Raw genomic sequence first — 15,370 nt, forward strand, 5'->3', positions numbered from 1 at the left:
GGAGGGCCGGAGGGGGCAGCGCGGCCTGCGCCCAGATGGCCCCCTCAGTCGCTCCGCGACAGCTCCCCCAGAGGGGGAGCAGCTTCAGGCTCAGCCCCCGAACGCCGCCGTGAGGCGGTCGAACTGGGCCTGCACCGGGCGCGGGGCCTCTTCGTTCGGCGATTCCACGTACATGCGGCGGTCCAGGTGGCGGACCCGCTCGTACAGGCGCTCGGAGCGCGTCAGCAGGTTGGTCAGGCCGAAGGGCAGCTCCTCGACGGCCGGCGGTTCGCCCGCGGCTTCCTCGCCCAGGCGATAGCTTTCCGCGCAGGCGGCTTCCGGCGGCATCTCGCCCTCGCGGACGGCGCGCTGGACCAGCAGCCACGAGGCGACCTGCATCAGGCGGGTGGTCAGGCGCATGCTCTCGGTGGCGTAGCCCAGGGCGGCGTTGCGCGAGAGGATCTTGCTGTCATGACGGCCGGCCCCGTCCAGATAGGCGGCGGTCTCCTCGACCAGCTGCATGCCTTCCTCGAACGTGCGGTCGAAGAGTTCCGATCGCGCGAAGTCCTGGATCACTCCAGCCCTCCAAGGCGTGTCCGCGAACGCGCTCACTTCGGTCATAGCTACTCAATGCCCCTCGAAAGGCCGCGAGGACGTCTCGCTTGACGAGGGGGAGTGCAACCCCCGTGCCACGCGCGCCGTCCCGTTGCGACCCACCCCTTCGAACCGACCGTACTCAAGATGCGTCCGAAAGCGGATGAACGCTTAAGACGCCAGTAACCTCACCGAAACCTTAAAAGAACCCTTAGTCGAGGCGACCAAACAGCGCATTGGCCGCGTCGCGACCGGCTTTTTTCTTGGCCAGGAAGGCCGTGGTGCGCTCGATTTCGGCCTGCAGGGCCTCGATCCGCTCCTCCAATTCCGCGACGCCATAGACTTCGAGGTCCTCGTGGGTCGTCTCGTTCAATGCACGTCCGCTGAAGGCGCGGGGTTCCGCAGGCTCTTCCAACATAGGCATTCTCCCTTTTCTGTCGGATATCTGACGCCTACCTAGCCCCCAAGGCAAGCGTAACGAGGAAGCCGGCTCATGACCGAAACGATGACCGCGATCGCGATCGAGGGCGGCAAAGGAGCCGCCGAGGCCCTGAAGCCGGTCAAGCTGGACCGTCCCGCTCCGGGACCCGGACAGGTGCTGATCAAGGTCGCCGCGGCCGGCGTGAACCGTCCCGACCTGCTGCAGCGCCTGGGCTACTACCCGCCGCCGCCGGGCGCGCCGGAGACCCTGGGCCTGGAGGTTGCGGGGGAAGTCGTTGTGGGGGCAGGACGCTGGAAGGCCGGCGACAAGGTCTGCGCCCTGCTGGGCGGCGGCGGCTATGCGGCATACGCCGTGGTCGACGCCCGTCACGCCCTGCCGATCCCCGCCGGCCTTGACCTGGTCCACGCCGCGGCCCTGCCCGAGACCGTCTTCACCGTCTTCGCCAACGTGTTCGAGCACGGGGCCCTGAAGGCCGGCGAGACGCTGCTGGTTCACGGTGGAACGTCCGGTATCGGGACAACGGCGATCGCCATGGCCAAGGCGGCCGGCGCCAGGGTCATCGCCACCGGGCGCGGTCCCGACAAGAAGGCCAAGGCCCTGGAACTGGGCGCCGACATCGCCGTCGACGCCAAGGCCGAGGACTTCGCCGAGGTGGTCAAGGCCGCCGGCGGCGCCGACGTGATCCTCGACATGGTCGGGGCCAGCTATTTCGAGAAGAACCTCGACGCGCTCAACACCGGCGGCCGCATCGTCTATATCGCCAGCCTGGGCGGGGCGGTGCTGGAGGTCCCGGTCATGCGGATCATGCAGAAGCGGGCGGTGATCACCGGCTCGACCCTGCGGCCCCGCTCGGCCGACGAGAAGGCCCGCCTGGCCGCCGAGATCGAGCGCATGGTCTGGCCGTGGGTGGCCGACGGCAAACTCAAGCCGATCGTCGACGCGACCTTCCCCCTCGGCGACGCCGCCAAGGCCCACGCGCACCTCGAGGCCGGGGAGCACGTGGGCAAGGTGGTGCTGACGGTCTAGTACTGGCTTCCGTTGGGTGCGCCGCTGCGGGCCGCCGCCGGGGCGACCGCGGGCTCCGATCCGCCCGCGGATCCCGGGGCGGCGCCCGGCGCCGCGATCGGTGTCGCGACGGTGGCGTCCTGATCGGCGAAGGCGGTCAAGCGCTGGCCGGCTTTGATCTCGACGTCCTTGCCGTGCTTGATCAGACCCAGGGGGCCGAACAGCACGGTCAGGGTGATGGTCGTGCCGTAGCGCGCGCTGCCCTCGGCGCCTTTCTGGCCGCGCAGGCGGATACGGGACGGACCCGCCTTCAGATAGTCGAAGCGGACGTTCAGCTCGCCCGGTTTGCCCATCATGCCTCTCTTCTTGGCGTGGGTGACCTCGCCGGCCCCGCGCAGGCCCGCGGGCAGGATCGTGCCATCGGCCAGGGTCACGTCCTCGGCCAGGCTGATCGAGAAGCGGTCACCTTCGTGGCTGGTCTCGGAGGACAGGCTGTCGTCGACTCGGATGGACATTTCAGTGCCCTCCGGGACTTGCACCGTCTTCTGAGCCAACGCCGGCGCGGCCACGAGCAACAGACCCGCGGCGCAAGCCGCGGTGAAAAGCGTCTTCATAGGTTTCCCCCCGTCGACCCCTCGCCGACGGCGACAGCTAAGCTCGTCGCGCCATGCTTGTGAACTGGTCATTTCTCGCCTTCGACGGCGGCGCTCCCCAAATCGCGCATTGGCGAACCCCAGGCCGCCGCCCGCGTTCCGCTCCGCATGAGCGAGATCCGCATCGGCTGTTCGGGGTGGACCTATGACGACTGGCGGGGACCGTTCTATCCCGAGACGGTCAAGCTGAAGGACCGCTTCGCCTACTACGCCACCCGGTTCGACACGACCGAGATCAACGGCAGCTTCTATCGCATCCCGTCCGAGAACGCGGTGAAGGGCTGGGCGGACAAGGCGCCCGACGGCTTCGTCTTCGCCTGGAAGGTCTCGCGCTACATCACCCACAACAAGAAGCTGAAGGACTGCCAGGACAGTGTCGACCTGGTCTTCGGCCGCATGGCGCCGCTCGGCGAACACCGGGGTCCCGCCCTGGTGCAGCTGCCGCCGATGCTGCATCGCGACGACGAGCGGCTGAAACGGTTCCTGTCCTGGCTGCCGAAGGGCTGGCGGGTGACGGTCGAGTTCCGGCACGACAGCTGGTACGACGAGGGCGTCTATTCGATCCTGCGCGACCATGGTGCGGCCTTCTGCATCTAGGACCATCATGACGCGCCGTCGCCGTGGCTGGTCACCGCCGACTTCGCCTATGTGCGCGGCCACGGGCCGGGCGGCCATTATCACGGCCGCTATCCGCGCCAGGATCTTGAGGCTTGGGCCGGCTGGATCGCCGAGCAGCGCGAAGCCGGACGCGACACCTACGGTTACTTCGACAATGACGTGAAGAGCGCCGCGCCGCAGGACGCCGACATCCTCAAGTCTCTGGTCGCTGAATAGAAGCGAGCAGGAACCCCGCCGTCCCCCGTTCCCTTTTCACAAGAACGGGATTATAGCGTTGACCAACATCCCGCCCGGCCGAAAGGCCGGGCGCCGTCATTTCTGGAGGACCGCATGTCCGACATCCTGATGCCCAAGGCGACCGCCGTCTGGTTGGTGGACAACACCTCGCTGAGCTTCGAACAGATCGCCGATTTCTGCGGTCTGCACCCGCTGGAAGTGCGCGGCATCGCCGACGGCGAAGTGGCGCGCGACATCCGCGGCGCCGACCCGATCGGCAACGGCCAGCTGAACCGCGAGGAGCTGGACAAGGCCCAGGCCAATCCCGACTACCGCATGAAGGCTCTGGTCAGCCGTCACGCCGAGCTGCTGAAGCCGCAGAAGAAGGCCCCGCGCTACACCCCGGTGTCGCGTCGCCAGGACCGTCCGGACGCCATCGCCTGGTTCCTGCGCCACCACCCCGAAGTGACCGACGCCCAGATCTCGAAGATCCTGGGCACCACCAAGGCCACGATCGAGCAGGTCCGCAACCGCACGCACTGGAATGCGGCCAACATCAAGCCGATCGATCCGGTGACCCTGGGCCTGATCGGCCAGCTGGAGCTGGACGCCCTGGTCAAGAAGGCCGCCGAGAAGAAGGCCAAGGACGACCTGAAGAAGGGTATCGTCCCGGAAGACCCGACCCTGCGCCCCGCCTCGGAAGCCGGCCAGTTCGAGCCCGAGGTCGAGGAAGAGGAAGATTTCCGCGCCAAGCGCGGCGACCTCAAGGCCGAGGACGTGTTCGGCAAGGCCGGCGCCTATGTCGACGAGGAAGACGAGGACTAAGCATTTAAAACTGTCATCCCGGCCAAGCGCGAAGCGCGCCGAGCCGGGACCGCGGCAAGCGCTGGCGTTTCCGGCGGTCCCGGGTCTCCGCTACGCTGCGCCCGGGATGACAGCTTACAAAGCAGAGGCCCCGCTCCTTTCGGAACGGGGCCTCTCGTTTTTCGGCCGCTATCGCGAGCGGCTAGTGAAGTCGCGCCCTCAGGCCCTCGATCTCCTCCTTCAGCCGTAGCTTTTGCCGCTTGAGCTCCCTGAGCGCCGTTCCGTCACTACCGGGTCGACTGGTCTCCTCCTGGATCTTGCGGTCGAGGACCTCATGACGGGATCCCAGCTCGCGGATACGGGATTCGATGGCCATGGCTGTCGGCTCCTTGCTGTTGGAGAGGAAAGTGAACACCCGCTGCGCGGCGCTGTCAGATCACATATGATTGCAACCGGCGGCGCTTGACGTGGCCGAGTTTGCTCCCAAGACGGACGAAAATTCACCATGACCGAGGCTTCGAAGACCGCCGATCGTCCGCGCGAGCGCGCGCGCCTCGTGGTCGGGATCACCGGCGCCTCGGGCGTGGTCTACGGGCTGCGGACGCTGGACGCGCTGCGCGACCTGGGTGTCGAAAGCCATCTGGTGCTGTCGAAGTCGGCGGCGCTGACACTGACCCAGGAGACCGACCTGTCGGTCGCCGACGTCAACGCCAAGGCCGACGTGGTCCATCGCGCGGCCGATGTCGGGGCCGCGATCGCTTCGGGCTCGTTCCGCACCCTGGGCATGATCGTCGCGCCCTGTTCGGTGCGCACGATGAGCGAAATCGCCACCGGCGTGACCTCCACCCTGCTCAGCCGCGCGGCTGACGTGACCTTGAAGGAGCGCCGGCCGCTGGTGCTGATGGTGCGCGAGACGCCGCTGCATCTGGGCCATCTGCGCACCCTGACCAAGCTGGCCGAGATGGGCGCGGTGATCGCCCCGCCGCTGCCGGCCTTCTATGCCAGGCCCGCCTCGATCGCCGAGATGGTCGATCAGTCGGTGGGCCGGGCCCTGGACCTGTTCGACCTGTCCTGGCGGCCGGTGAAGCGCTGGGGCGAGGATCTCCAGACCCTCGCTGGAAAAGCCGAAGGTTAACGCCGATGCGTATCTGGGACTGGGCCCTGAAGGTCTATGCGCGGCAACCTGTCGCAGAGGCGTGCCTGCACCTGCAGGACGCCCACGGCCAGAACGTGCCCTTCCTGCTGTGGGCCGCTTGGATGGCGCAGGAGGGGCGCGAGGCCAACCTCAAGGACGCCGCCCGGATGATGCGCCAGTGGGACGCCGAGGTCGGCGCGCCGTTGCGCGGCGTGCGGCGGGCGCTGAAGCCGCCGCGTCCGCCGGTCGATGAAACGGCCAAGGAAGCTCTGCGCGACGCCGTCAAGGGCGTGGAACTGCAAGGCGAGCGCGTGCTGATGGAGAGCCTGGAGGCGCTTTCGACGCCGGGAGGAGCTACGATCCCCGTGCTGGACGGTCTGCTCGCCGCCGCCGAGGCCTCGGGTGATCCGCCGCGTCGCGCCGCGCTGGAGAAGCTGGCGACCGCCCTTGAAAAGGATCGCGAGTGAGCGCCTTTACCGGTCGTCAGCCTTTGCTATCTATCTCCCGTAGCCGGGCCCATCCGAGACTTACTCCATGAACGACGATGATCCGTCGGAAGACACCGACATCGCGATCGAACGTCGCCTCGCCGAGTTGCGCGAGGAGCACAAGGATCTCGACGACGCCATCCAGGCGCTGGAACAGCGCTACCAGCCCGACATGCTGCAGATCGCTCGCCTGAAGCGGAAGAAGCTGGCCATGAAGGACGAGATCGGCCGGCTGGAAGATCAGCTGACTCCGGACATCATCGCCTAGAACGTTGGGGGCTCAGACCGCGCGCGCTTCCAAGTCGCGGACGGTCAGCAGCAGGCGGCCGGGAGTGACCGGCTTTTCCAGCCGCGCGTCGGCGTGCTGGTCGTGCTTCAGCAGGCGAGGGTCGCAGGCCGAGGCCATCAGGGTGGCCGCGCCCGGACGCGCCTTGCGCACCGCGCTGACCAGCTCGCCGCCCGTCATGCGCGGCATCGCGTGGTCGGTGATCACCAGATCAGGAGCAAAGCTGTCGAGGGCTTCGAAGGCCTCTTGACCGTCCTGACACAGCAGGACGTCGAAACCCGCCTCGGTCAGAGTAATTTCGTAGATCATCGAGAGGACAGGATCGTCCTCGGCGACCAGAATACGTTGCATCTGCCCCACGTCCAGTCATGCTTAACAGACTATGAAGACGTGTTAACGCGTCGGACCGGTATGAGTCGCCGTGCGATAAGGTCGCATGACTTCGAGTTGTTAAACCGCGGTCTTCCGCTTCCGGAGGAACATGGCCGCGTCGGCCTCGGCCAGGGCGGCCTCGGGATCGGCGCCGGGCTCGATCTCGCGCACGCCGAACGAGATGTGCAGCGGGGCCGACCATTCGCCGAACTCGACCGGCGTCGAGCGCACGGCGTCGGCCAGGCTCTGGGCCTTGACCAGGGCGGTTTCCCGGTCGGCCTGGGCCAGCAGCACGGCGAACTCGTCGCCGCCCATGCGGCCGACCACGTCGCTCTCGCGGACATTGCCCAGCAGGCGCTTGGCCACGGCTTTCAGGGCTTCGTCGCCTGCGGCGTGGCCGAAGCGGTCGTTGACGTTCTTGAAGTTGTCCAGATCGAAGAACACCACGCTGGCCGGCGACCCGTAGCGCTGGGCGAAGGCGGCGACCCGCTTCATCTCGCGCAGGAAGGCCCGGCGGTTCAGCACCGGAGTCAGCACGTCCATGTCGGCCAGACCCTGGGCCTCGTTCAGGCGCAGCTTCAGGACCGAGACCTCGTTCCGCAGGTCCTCGATCTCGGTCATCAGGGTTTGCAGCGCCTCGACCACCTTAGGGGTCATGTCGGCTTCGCTCAGGCCCAGGAACGCGGCGCTGTCGGGGGCGGCCACTTCACGGGCCACGACCTGGGCGCCCGCGCGCACCAGGGCGCGCTTGCGGATGGCGGCGAATGGGTCGGTCCGGGCGCCGGTGATCTTCATAGGCCTACTGGAATCGATATGGCACAGCTCCACTATGGTTAACGGGAACGGTGTTCGACGCAATCCGGGGCGCCGATAAGTCGCAGGAACCGGTGGCCGCGCGCTCGCCTTATGGGCGATCTGTGTCGTTTTGGGCTTGCGCATGGAGCCCGGACGCGCATACGGGGCGGCTTTCATCCGCCGCCGCCGAAAGAGACGACGCCGATGCCTTCGACCACGCCGCCTGTCGCCATCATCATGGGCAGCCGTTCGGACTGGCCGACGATGAAGGGCGCGGCCGACGCGCTGGACGCCCTGGGCGTCGCCTACGAGGCCAAGGTGATCTCGGCCCACCGCACCCCCCAGCGCCTGTTCGACTTCGCCACGGGCGCGCAAGACGCCGGGTTCAAGGTGATCATCGCCGGAGCCGGCGGCGCGGCGCACCTGCCGGGCATGGCCGCCTCGATGACCAATCTGCCGGTGCTGGGCGTGCCGGTGCAGTCCAAGGCGCTGAGCGGCCTGGATAGCCTGCTGTCGATCGTGCAGATGCCGGGCGGGATCCCCGTGGCGACCTTGGCGATCGGCGAAGCGGGGGCCAAGAATGCGGGCCTGTTGGCCGCCCAGATCCTGGCCCTGTCGGACGCGGCGCTGGCCCAGCGCCTGGCGGCCTTCCGCGCGGCCCAGACCGACAGCGTCGCCGAGAGCGTCGAGGACTAAGACATGGCTTCGTTCCCCCTGGTTCCCGGCTCGACCATCGGCATCCTCGGCGGGGGGCAACTGGGCCGCATGCTGGCCCTGGCCGCCGCGCGACTGGGCTTCGACGCGGTGATCCTGGATCCCGAGGAGAACTCGCCCGCCGGCCGCGTCGCCGCCCGCCAGATCGTCGCGTCCTACGACGACCGCTGGGCCCTGAAGCGCTTGGCCGAGGCGTGCGACGTCGTCACCTACGAGTTCGAGAACGTCCCGGCCGACACGGTCTCTGAACTCGCTTCGCTGGGCGCGATCGTCTCGCCGGGCGCTAAGGCCCTGGCCGCCGCCCAGGACCGGGTGGTCGAAAAAAGCTTCCTGGCCGAGATCGGCGTGCCGACCGTGGCCTTCGCGGCTGTCCATGACGGCGACAGCCTGGCCGAAGCGCTGGCCAAGATCGGCGCTCCGTCGCTGCTGAAGACCCGTCGCGAGGGCTACGACGGCAAGGGCCAGGCCTGGATCCAGAAGGCCGCCGACGCGCAGGCCTCGTTCGACAAGATCGGCCGCCAGAGCGCCATTCTCGAAGCGCCCGCCGACTTCGGCCGGGAACTGTCGGTGATCGCCGCGCGCGGCCGCGACGGTGAGATCGCCTGCTATCCGCTGTCGGAGAACCACCACGAGGGCGGCGTGCTCAAGCGCACCTCCGCGCCCGCCAAGGTCACGCCGGCCACCCGTGATCAGGCCGAGACCATCGCCATCAAGATCCTGACCGCCCTGGACTATGTCGGCGTCATCGGGGTCGAGCTCTTCGAACTGGCCGGCGGCAAGCTGCTGGTCAACGAGTTCGCTCCGCGCGTCCACAACACCGGCCATTGGACCCAGGACGGCTGCGAGGTCGACCAGTTCGAGCAGCACATCCGCGCCGTGGCCGGCTGGCCGCTGGGCCCCACCCAGCCCCACGCCCATGTCGAGATGACCAACCTGCTGGGCGCCGACGTCGACGCCTGGAAGAAGCTGGCCGCCGAACCCGAGACCCGCGTCCACCTCTACGGCAAGGGCGAGGCCCGGCCCGGACGCAAGATGGGCCACGTGAACCGGCTGCGGTCGCTGCGGGACTAGTCTCCCTCGTCCGAAGCCGTCAGGTCCGAGGCGTCGAACGCATAGTCCAGTAGGTCGCCCGGCCGGCATCCCAGGGCCGCGCACAGGCGGGCCAGGGTGCGGAAGCGGATGCCCTTCACCTTGCCCGAGCGGAACAGCGACAGCTGGGTCTCGCTGAGGCCGACCTCCTGGGCCAGGTCCCGGGCCTTCAGGCCCTTGGCGACGATCAGGGCGTCCAGGGTGACGCGAACCGGCATCAGATCATCTCGTCAAGTTCGGCCTGCGCCGCCAGGGCCTGGTCCATCACGCGGCCCAGCAGGAACAGGGCGCCGCCGATCATGCCCAGCGTCATGCCGGCCACGTCGAAGTTCAGATAGCTGCGCTTGTCCGCACCGACCAGCCGCATCAGGTTGATGACCACGAAGACGCTGGCCACGCCGCCGACCCCCAGGGCCAGGCCGACGCGGCGCAAGGCCGAGGGCAGGGCGGCTTGGATCAGCCGGCCTTTGGCGACCTCGCCCAGCGCTTGGCCGATCGACCACACCCCGAACAGGTAGCAGGCGGCCGGCGCGTACTGGATCGTCACGGCCAGTATCTTGGCGGGGGAAGGCGCCGACGGCCGGTGCAGCGCCATCAGCAGCAGCGGCGCGATCCAGGCCATGAACGCCAGCAGCAGGCCGACGCTGATCACCATGAACACGGCCAGCCAGCGGAACTGGCTGCACATGCGGCGGAATTTATCGGCGTCCTTGGCGCTCACGGCGGCCTCCCAACCTGTCTCATCTTTAATCTTGACTTAAAGACGATCGCTTCGCAACTTTATATGAGACTTAAACGGACGAGCGCCCCTCCATGCCCGCCGCCATCGAGACCGAAGGCCTGACCCGACGCTTTGGAAACCGCCTGGCGGTGGACGATGTGTCGATGACCGTGCCGAAACAGGCCGTCTACGGCTTCCTGGGCCGCAACGGCGCAGGCAAGACCACGACGTTGAAGATGGTGCTGGGCCTGATCCGGCCGACCGTGGGCGTGGCCCGTGTCTGTGGACTGAATGTCGCCCGCGACCGGATCGCCGCGGCGCGGCAGGTCGGGGCCCTGCTGGAGGCCCACGGGTTCTACGTCAATCTGACCGGCGCCGAGAACCTGGCCCTGACCGCGACCCTGCTGGGGACGCCTGGGACCGAGATCGATCGGGTTCTGGAGGTCGTCGAGATGCGGGCCGACGCCGGCCGCAAGGTCGGCGGCTATTCGCTGGGCATGCGCCAGCGGCTGGGGCTGGCCAGGGCCATGCTGGGCGCGCCGCCGGTGCTGGTGCTGGACGAGCCGACCAACGGCCTCGACCCCGACGGCATCGCCGACATGCGCCGCTTCCTGAAGGCCCTGCCCGAGCGCACCGGCGCGACGGTGCTGCTGTCCAGCCACCTGCTGGGGGAGATCGAACAGACCGCCACCCACGTCGGCGTCGTCAATGACGGCAAGCTGGCGCTGGAGGGCGAGCTCGCCCGGCTGAAGGCCGACCTGGCGCCCGAGATCGTCTTGCGAACCGACGATGACGTCCGCGCCGCAGCCCTGCTGGCCGGCCACGACCTCGTGGCCTTCGCGACCGAAAACGGCCTTTCGGCGGCTCTACGCCCAGGGGAGAACATCGACCGGGCGGTCGCCGCGCTCAATCGCGCCCTGGTTCAGGCGGGCCTTTCCGTCTTCGCCATCGGCCCCCGCGCGCGCTCGCTGGAGGACATCTACCGCCGCGTGGCCGCGCCCGCCCAACGTCCCGCTCAGCACCAAGCCGAGGCCGCCTGATGCTCGCTGTCCTGTCTGTCGAAATCCGCAAGCTGAACCGCTCGCTGGCGAGCCTCCTGGCCCTGGCCGCGCCGTCGCTGATCGCCTTCCTCGCGTTCTTCATCGTGCTGCGCGGCCAGCGGGCCGCGCCGTGGGACATGTTCCTGCAAGGAGCGACCACCACCTGGGCCTTCTTCATGCTGCCGATGAGCGTGACGGCGCTGACCGCTCTGGTCGCGCACATGGAGCACGGCCCGCGCGCCTGGGATCACCTGCGGTCCCTGCCGGTCCCCCGGTGGCGGATCTACGCCGCCAAGGCCCTGTGCGTGATCGCGATCGTCATCGTCATGACTGGCTTGAATTTGGCGCTGACCTGGACCTCGGTTTCGGTCGCGAGCGTGCTCAAGCCCGCCGTGGCGCCGACGGGATCGCCGGACGTGGCGAAGCTGCTGCTGGTCAACGCCAAGATCGTGGCCGCCGCCATCCTGATGATCGCCATCCAGCTATGGACCGCCTTGCGCTTCGCCAGCTTCGTTCCGGCCCTGGCGCTGGGCATCGGTGGGACGTTCTTTTCGGTCGTCGCTACCTCGGCCAAGGAAGGGGTGTTCTTTCCCTGGCAGATGCCGGTCAACATGATGGCCAAGGAGGTTTGGCGCGTGGAAACGGCTCTGGCCCTGGGGGGCGGGCTGGGGCTGGTGATGCTGGCCCTGGCGGTCGCCCACCTGGCGCGGCGCGAGGTGCTCTAGGCCGCCGCGACGATCTCCAGCTCGACCAGCCAGTCCTCGGACAGGGTCTGGACGATGATGGCGGTGGTTGGGATGCGGCGGTCGCCCAGGGCCTTCACGCGGGCGGCGCCGTTGGCCTCGACATAGGCGACGTCGCGCAGATAGCTGGTCAGGCGCACGATGTTGTCCACCGTCATGTCGGCGCTCTTCAGGATGGCGCGCAGATTGTCCCACAGCAGCTCCAGCTGGCGCTCCAGGGTCGCGCCTGGCTCGCCATTGGCCTCCAACCCCATGGTGCCGGCGACATAGAGCAGGCGCTGGGGATTGCGCACCTCGATGGCGTGGACGTAGTCGTCGGTGGTCGTGTAGACGCCCTCGGTCGGATTGTGGGTCACGGTTTCCATGGCGTCTCGTCCTCGAGTTCGTTAGGCGAAGCTGACCATAGGGTAGGTGACACGGGCATGGCCGAACAGGCGCTCATCGGATTGATCGGCGGCATGAGCTGGGAAAGCTCGGCCCAATATTATCGGCTGATCAACGAGGCGGTGCGCGACCGCGTGGGCGGCGTAGCCTCGGCGCGGACCCTGATGTGGTCGTTCGACTTCGCCGAGATCGAGCATCTGCAGCACGCCGGCCGCTGGCCCGAGCTGTCGCGGCGTCTGGCCGACGCGGCCCGGGCGCTGGAAGCCGGCGGGGCCGAGTTCCTGGTGCTGTGCACCAACACCATGCACCGTGAGGCCGACGCCATCGAGGCGGCGGTCCACATCCCGCTGCTGCACATCGCCGACCCGACCGGCGAGGCGATCAAGGCGACGGGCCTCTCGACCGTGGGCCTGCTGGGCACGGCCTTCACCATGGAGCACGACTTCTATCGTGGCCGGCTGGAGACCAAGCACGGCCTGACGGTGCTGACCCCCGGCGCCGACGATCGCGCGGCCGTACACCGGATCATCTATGAGGAGCTGGTCGCCGGCCGGGTGCTGGACGCCTCACGCGAGATCTACAAGGCGGCGATCGGGAGATTGGTCGAACGGGGCGCGGAAGCGATCATTCTGGGCTGTACCGAGATCATGCTGCTGATCGGCCAGGCCGACAGCCCCGTGCCGGTGTTCGACACCACGACCTTGCACGCGATGGCGGCGGTGGAGCGGGCGCTCTCGCAAACGCGCTAGGCGGTATCCGTGTCATCCCGGAAGCCTCGCAGAGGCTGTCCGGGACCCAGGGGCCGGCGCAGTGTGGCCGCCCCTGGGTCCCGGCTCTGCGCTTCGCTACGGCCGGGATGACACGATGAAATGCGCTGCTAGGGTGCCCCGCTCAAGTTGCGGAGTTTCCGAATGCGCCTCTGTTCAGTGTCGGGTCTCGCCCTGCTCGCCAGCCTTCCTCTTCTGGCGGCGAGTCCCGTCCTGGCCCAGATCTCCAGCGCCTACGACGCCGTCGACCCCTTCATCGGCACGGGCGGCGACGGCCACACCTTTCCGGGGGCGGTGGTTCCGTTCGGGATGGTGCAGCTCAGCCCCGACACCGAGATCCTGCCGTTCAAGCAGAGCTATGCCCGCGCGGCCGGCTACCGGTTCGGGGACCCGACCATCCTAGGCTTCTCGCACACGCACTTCTCGGGCGCGGGCCATTCGGATCTCGGCGACATCCTGCTGACCCCTGTTGCGGGCGAGGCGAAACTGGAGCCGGGCGAGGCCGACAAGCCGGGCTCGGGCTATCGCTCGCGCTACAGCCACGACACCGAGGTCGCCCAGCCGGGCTACTACGCGGTCACGCTCAGCGACAGCCAGGTGCGGGCCGAGCTGACGGCGGGCTTGCGCACCGGCCTGCACCGCTACACCTTCCAGAAGGGCCAGCGGGCCCAGGTGCTGATCGACCTGCGCAGCTCGATCTACAACTATCCGGGCAAGGTGCTGTGGTCGCGGCTGCGCGTGGCGCAGGACGGGACGGTCACCGGCTATCGCGAGACGCGCGGCTGGGCGCCGGGCCGCAAGCTGTTCTTCGCCATCCGCTTCGACAAGCCGCTGGTGGGCCAGGCCTTCCACAACCGCGAGGCGGACATCCCCTACAAGGGCTTCGCCCAGCCGGGACGCACGCCGGAGGATCGGGCTCAAGTCCAGGGCCGGGCTCTGGTCGGGGTCTTCGACTTCGGCCAGATCGACGGGCCGCTGACGGTGAAGGTGGCGCTGTCGTCGGTCAGCGAGGACGGGGCGATCGCCAACCTGGCCAGCGACGAGCCCGGCTTCGACTTCGACGCCCAACGCGCCCGCGCCCGGAGCGCCTGGGAGAAGGCCCTGGGGGCGGTCGACATCGAGGCCCCGGCCCCGATGCGGAAAACCCTCTACACGGCCCTCTACCACACCCTGCTGGCCCCCAGCGTGTTCGCCGACGCCGACGGCCGCTATCGCGGGACCGACGATCAGGTGCACGAGGGCAAGCTGGATGGCCGGCCGTTCACCTTCCACTCGACCTTCTCGCTGTGGGACACCTTCCGGGCCGAGCATCCGCTGCTGACCTTGGTGCAGCCGGCCGACTACACCAACGACGTGGTCAATTCGCTGATCGCCTCGCAGCGCCAGAGCCCGTACGGCATCCTGCCGGTCTGGCAATTCCACGGCCAGGAGACCTGGACGATGATCGGCTACCACGCCGTGCCGGTCATCGCCGACGCCTGGATGAAGGGCATCCGCGGATACGACGGCAAGGCGGCGCTGGACGCCATGGTCAAGAGCGCCACCTACGCGCCCTATGGCGGTCTCGGCGACTATATGAAGCTGGGCTACGTCCCGATCGACAAGGAGCCGGAGGCGGCGTCCAAGACGGTCGAATACGCCTATGACGACTGGACGATCGCCCGCATGGCCAGGGACATGGGCCAGGATGAGGTGGCCAAGGCCTTCGAGAAGCGCGCCAGCTATTGGCGCAACAGCTTCGACGTGAAGACCGGCTTCCTGCGGGCCCGCAAGAGCGACGGGACCTATCGCGAGCCGTTCAACCCGACCGCCATCAACTACGGCTCGGACTATACCGAGGGCAACGCCTGGCAATATTCGTGGTTCGCGCCGCAGGACCTGGGCGGGATCGTGAAGGCGCTGGGCGGCGACGCGGCGACGGTCAAGAAGCTGGACGCCATGTTCGATTTCGACAACTCGAAGATCGACTACTCGCACGCCGAGGACATCGCCGGCCTGATCGGCCAGTACATCCACGGCAATGAGCCCAGCCACCACGTCGCCTACATGTACGACTATGCCGGCGCGCCGTGGCGCACCCAGGCCCGCCTGAGCCAGATCATCAAGACCCAGTACAAGCCGACGCCGGACGGTCTCTCCGGCAATGACGACCTGGGCCAGATGTCGGCCTGGCTGATGTTCACCAGCCTGGGCTTCTATCCGGTCACCCCGGCCTCCAACGAATATGCGATCGGTCGGCCGTTCGTGGACAAGGCGGCGCTGAACCTGCCGAACGGCAAGCGCTTCACGGTGCGGACCGAGGGGCTGGCGGACGCGCGGCCCTACGTCGGCAAGGTCACCCTGAACGGCAAGCCGCTGACCCGGGCCTTCCTGAAGCACGACGAGATCGTGGCGGGCGGGGAGCTGGTGTTCACGATGAGCGCCACGCCGAACAAGGCGTGGGCGACGAGGGTGCAAGATCGGCCGACGTCGTCGACGGGGTACCGGTAGGGTTCCCTCTCCCCTTGCGGGAGAGGGTGGCCCGC

At 68.1% G+C, this 15,370-nt stretch carries 20 protein-coding genes and 1 pseudogene; 12 read left to right on the forward strand and 9 right to left on the reverse strand.

Features of this window, described 5'->3' with window-relative positions; all coding sequences use genetic code 11:
• Positions 1–90: 90 nt before the first annotated feature.
• Complete coding sequence (locus ASC70_RS03320; RefSeq protein WP_056046460.1) at positions 91–600, reverse strand: DUF1465 family protein; 510 nt, start codon at positions 598–600, stop codon at positions 91–93.
• A gap of 184 nt (positions 601–784) precedes the next feature.
• Positions 785–991, reverse strand: coding sequence for a DUF1192 domain-containing protein (locus ASC70_RS03325; RefSeq protein ID WP_047403599.1), 207 nt, complete (start codon positions 989–991; stop codon positions 785–787).
• Between the two features lie 75 nt (positions 992–1,066).
• Here ASC70_RS03325 and ASC70_RS03330 point away from each other — a divergent pair, with 75 nt between their 5' ends.
• Complete coding sequence (locus ASC70_RS03330; RefSeq protein ID WP_056046462.1) at positions 1,067–2,041, forward strand: NAD(P)H-quinone oxidoreductase; 975 nt, start codon at positions 1,067–1,069, stop codon at positions 2,039–2,041.
• On the opposite strand, the gene ASC70_RS03335 is transcribed toward ASC70_RS03330, so the two are convergent.
• Complete coding sequence (locus ASC70_RS03335) at positions 2,038–2,535, reverse strand: hypothetical protein (RefSeq protein ID WP_235519226.1); 498 nt, start codon at positions 2,533–2,535, stop codon at positions 2,038–2,040. The two genes, ASC70_RS03330 and ASC70_RS03335, sit on opposite strands and share 4 nt — an antisense overlap.
• 246 nt (positions 2,536–2,781) lie before the next feature.
• Here ASC70_RS03335 and ASC70_RS03340 point away from each other — a divergent pair.
• Both ASC70_RS03340 and ASC70_RS03345 read left to right on the forward strand, forming a co-directional pair.
• A pseudogene (locus ASC70_RS03340) lies at positions 2,782–3,507 on the forward strand (DUF72 domain-containing protein).
• 114 nt (positions 3,508–3,621) lie between these two features.
• Positions 3,622–4,332 carry a DUF1013 domain-containing protein gene (locus ASC70_RS03345; RefSeq protein WP_047403603.1) on the forward strand — a complete coding sequence of 237 codons (711 nt, stop codon included), beginning with the start codon at positions 3,622–3,624 and terminating at the stop codon, positions 4,330–4,332.
• Between the two features lie 181 nt (positions 4,333–4,513).
• Here the strand turns inward: ASC70_RS03345 and ASC70_RS03350 are convergent, their stop codons facing one another.
• Positions 4,514–4,687 (reverse strand): YdcH family protein, encoded by a 174-nt coding sequence (locus ASC70_RS03350; protein ID WP_047403605.1) that lies wholly within the window; start codon positions 4,685–4,687, stop codon positions 4,514–4,516.
• Positions 4,688–4,816: 129 nt separating this feature from the next.
• Here ASC70_RS03350 and ASC70_RS03355 point away from each other — a divergent pair, with 129 nt between their 5' ends.
• The 3 genes from ASC70_RS03355 (at position 4,817) to ASC70_RS03365 (ending at position 6,202) form a co-directional block, all read left to right on the forward strand.
• Positions 4,817–5,446: a UbiX family flavin prenyltransferase gene (locus ASC70_RS03355; protein WP_056046466.1), complete on the forward strand. Its 630-nt coding sequence runs from the start codon at positions 4,817–4,819 to the stop codon at positions 5,444–5,446.
• A 5-nt stretch (positions 5,447–5,451) separates the two neighbouring features.
• Complete coding sequence (locus ASC70_RS03360) at positions 5,452–5,913, forward strand: TIGR02444 family protein (RefSeq protein WP_056046471.1); 462 nt, start codon at positions 5,452–5,454, stop codon at positions 5,911–5,913.
• Positions 5,914–5,980: 67 nt separating this feature from the next.
• The gene (locus tag ASC70_RS03365; protein ID WP_056046473.1) at positions 5,981–6,202 is read left to right on the forward strand and encodes a YdcH family protein; all 222 of its coding nucleotides are present in this window, start codon (positions 5,981–5,983) and stop codon (positions 6,200–6,202) included.
• Positions 6,203–6,214: 12 nt separating this feature from the next.
• Here ASC70_RS03365 and ASC70_RS03370 read toward each other — a convergent pair whose 3' ends face one another.
• Both ASC70_RS03370 and ASC70_RS03375 read right to left on the reverse strand, forming a co-directional pair.
• Complete coding sequence (locus ASC70_RS03370) at positions 6,215–6,571, reverse strand: response regulator (RefSeq protein WP_056046475.1); 357 nt, start codon at positions 6,569–6,571, stop codon at positions 6,215–6,217.
• 99 nt (positions 6,572–6,670) lie between these two features.
• A complete protein-coding gene (locus ASC70_RS03375) occupies positions 6,671–7,387 on the reverse strand; it encodes a GGDEF domain-containing protein (RefSeq protein WP_047403612.1) in 717 nt (238 codons plus the stop codon).
• Between the two features lie 204 nt (positions 7,388–7,591).
• Here ASC70_RS03375 and purE point away from each other — a divergent pair, with 204 nt between their 5' ends.
• Positions 7,592–8,083 (forward strand): 5-(carboxyamino)imidazole ribonucleotide mutase, encoded by a 492-nt coding sequence (gene purE, locus ASC70_RS03380; RefSeq protein WP_056046477.1) that lies wholly within the window; start codon positions 7,592–7,594, stop codon positions 8,081–8,083.
• A gap of 3 nt (positions 8,084–8,086) precedes the next feature.
• A complete protein-coding gene (locus ASC70_RS03385; protein WP_056046479.1) occupies positions 8,087–9,172 on the forward strand; it encodes a 5-(carboxyamino)imidazole ribonucleotide synthase in 1,086 nt (361 codons plus the stop codon).
• Here ASC70_RS03385 and ASC70_RS03390 read toward each other — a convergent pair.
• Complete coding sequence (locus tag ASC70_RS03390) at positions 9,169–9,408, reverse strand: helix-turn-helix transcriptional regulator (RefSeq protein WP_056046481.1); 240 nt, start codon at positions 9,406–9,408, stop codon at positions 9,169–9,171. The two genes, ASC70_RS03385 and ASC70_RS03390, sit on opposite strands and share 4 nt — an antisense overlap.
• Positions 9,408–9,911: a DUF2975 domain-containing protein gene (locus ASC70_RS03395; RefSeq protein WP_369815060.1), complete on the reverse strand. Its 504-nt coding sequence runs from the start codon at positions 9,909–9,911 to the stop codon at positions 9,408–9,410. Before ASC70_RS03395 ends, ASC70_RS03390 begins: the two co-directional genes overlap by 1 nt.
• Before the next feature lie 92 nt (positions 9,912–10,003).
• Here ASC70_RS03395 and ASC70_RS03400 point away from each other — a divergent pair, with 92 nt between their 5' ends.
• Positions 10,004–10,951, forward strand: a complete 948-nt coding sequence (locus ASC70_RS03400) for an ABC transporter ATP-binding protein (protein ID WP_056046483.1) — start codon at positions 10,004–10,006, stop codon at positions 10,949–10,951.
• Complete coding sequence (locus ASC70_RS03405) at positions 10,951–11,676, forward strand: ABC transporter permease (RefSeq protein ID WP_056046485.1); 726 nt, start codon at positions 10,951–10,953, stop codon at positions 11,674–11,676. Before ASC70_RS03400 ends, ASC70_RS03405 begins: the two co-directional genes overlap by 1 nt.
• Here the strand turns inward: ASC70_RS03405 and ASC70_RS03410 are convergent.
• A complete protein-coding gene (locus ASC70_RS03410) occupies positions 11,673–12,059 on the reverse strand; it encodes a RidA family protein (RefSeq protein ID WP_056046487.1) in 387 nt (128 codons plus the stop codon). The two genes, ASC70_RS03405 and ASC70_RS03410, sit on opposite strands and share 4 nt — an antisense overlap.
• A 57-nt stretch (positions 12,060–12,116) precedes the next feature.
• On the opposite strand from ASC70_RS03410, the gene ASC70_RS03415 reads away from it, so the two are divergent.
• Entirely contained in the window at positions 12,117–12,827 is a 711-nt protein-coding gene (locus ASC70_RS03415; RefSeq protein ID WP_056046489.1) for an aspartate/glutamate racemase family protein, read from the forward strand.
• A 162-nt stretch (positions 12,828–12,989) separates the two neighbouring features.
• The gene (locus tag ASC70_RS03420; protein WP_056046491.1) at positions 12,990–15,335 is read left to right on the forward strand and encodes a GH92 family glycosyl hydrolase; all 2,346 of its coding nucleotides are present in this window, start codon (positions 12,990–12,992) and stop codon (positions 15,333–15,335) included.
• The last annotated feature ends 35 nt before the right edge of the window (positions 15,336–15,370 follow it).

Origin of the sequence: Caulobacter sp. Root343 (assembly GCF_001425745.1) — a bacterium.
Taxonomy (GTDB): Bacteria; Pseudomonadota; Alphaproteobacteria; order Caulobacterales; family Caulobacteraceae; genus Caulobacter.

Coding starts and splice junctions, on each gene's coding strand:
- ASC70_RS03320 (WP_056046460.1), bottom strand. CDS start 600: ATGACCGAAGTGAGCGCGTTCGCGGACACGCCTTGGAGGGCTGGAGTG.
- ASC70_RS03325 (WP_047403599.1), bottom strand. CDS start 991: ATGTTGGAAGAGCCTGCGGAACCCCGCGCCTTCAGCGGACGTGCATTG.
- ASC70_RS03330 (WP_056046462.1), top strand. CDS start 1,067: ATGACCGAAACGATGACCGCGATCGCGATCGAGGGCGGCAAAGGAGCC.
- ASC70_RS03335 (WP_235519226.1), bottom strand. CDS start 2,535: ATGTCCATCCGAGTCGACGACAGCCTGTCCTCCGAGACCAGCCACGAA.
- ASC70_RS03345 (WP_047403603.1), top strand. CDS start 3,622: ATGTCCGACATCCTGATGCCCAAGGCGACCGCCGTCTGGTTGGTGGAC.
- ASC70_RS03350 (WP_047403605.1), bottom strand. CDS start 4,687: ATGGCCATCGAATCCCGTATCCGCGAGCTGGGATCCCGTCATGAGGTC.
- ASC70_RS03355 (WP_056046466.1), top strand. CDS start 4,817: ATGACCGAGGCTTCGAAGACCGCCGATCGTCCGCGCGAGCGCGCGCGC.
- ASC70_RS03360 (WP_056046471.1), top strand. CDS start 5,452: ATGCGTATCTGGGACTGGGCCCTGAAGGTCTATGCGCGGCAACCTGTC.
- ASC70_RS03365 (WP_056046473.1), top strand. CDS start 5,981: ATGAACGACGATGATCCGTCGGAAGACACCGACATCGCGATCGAACGT.
- ASC70_RS03370 (WP_056046475.1), bottom strand. CDS start 6,571: ATGCAACGTATTCTGGTCGCCGAGGACGATCCTGTCCTCTCGATGATC.
- ASC70_RS03375 (WP_047403612.1), bottom strand. CDS start 7,387: ATGAAGATCACCGGCGCCCGGACCGACCCATTCGCCGCCATCCGCAAG.
- purE (WP_056046477.1), top strand. CDS start 7,592: ATGCCTTCGACCACGCCGCCTGTCGCCATCATCATGGGCAGCCGTTCG.
- ASC70_RS03385 (WP_056046479.1), top strand. CDS start 8,087: ATGGCTTCGTTCCCCCTGGTTCCCGGCTCGACCATCGGCATCCTCGGC.
- ASC70_RS03390 (WP_056046481.1), bottom strand. CDS start 9,408: ATGCCGGTTCGCGTCACCCTGGACGCCCTGATCGTCGCCAAGGGCCTG.
- ASC70_RS03400 (WP_056046483.1), top strand. CDS start 10,004: ATGCCCGCCGCCATCGAGACCGAAGGCCTGACCCGACGCTTTGGAAAC.
- ASC70_RS03405 (WP_056046485.1), top strand. CDS start 10,951: ATGCTCGCTGTCCTGTCTGTCGAAATCCGCAAGCTGAACCGCTCGCTG.
- ASC70_RS03410 (WP_056046487.1), bottom strand. CDS start 12,059: ATGGAAACCGTGACCCACAATCCGACCGAGGGCGTCTACACGACCACC.
- ASC70_RS03415 (WP_056046489.1), top strand. CDS start 12,117: ATGGCCGAACAGGCGCTCATCGGATTGATCGGCGGCATGAGCTGGGAA.
- ASC70_RS03420 (WP_056046491.1), top strand. CDS start 12,990: ATGCGCCTCTGTTCAGTGTCGGGTCTCGCCCTGCTCGCCAGCCTTCCT.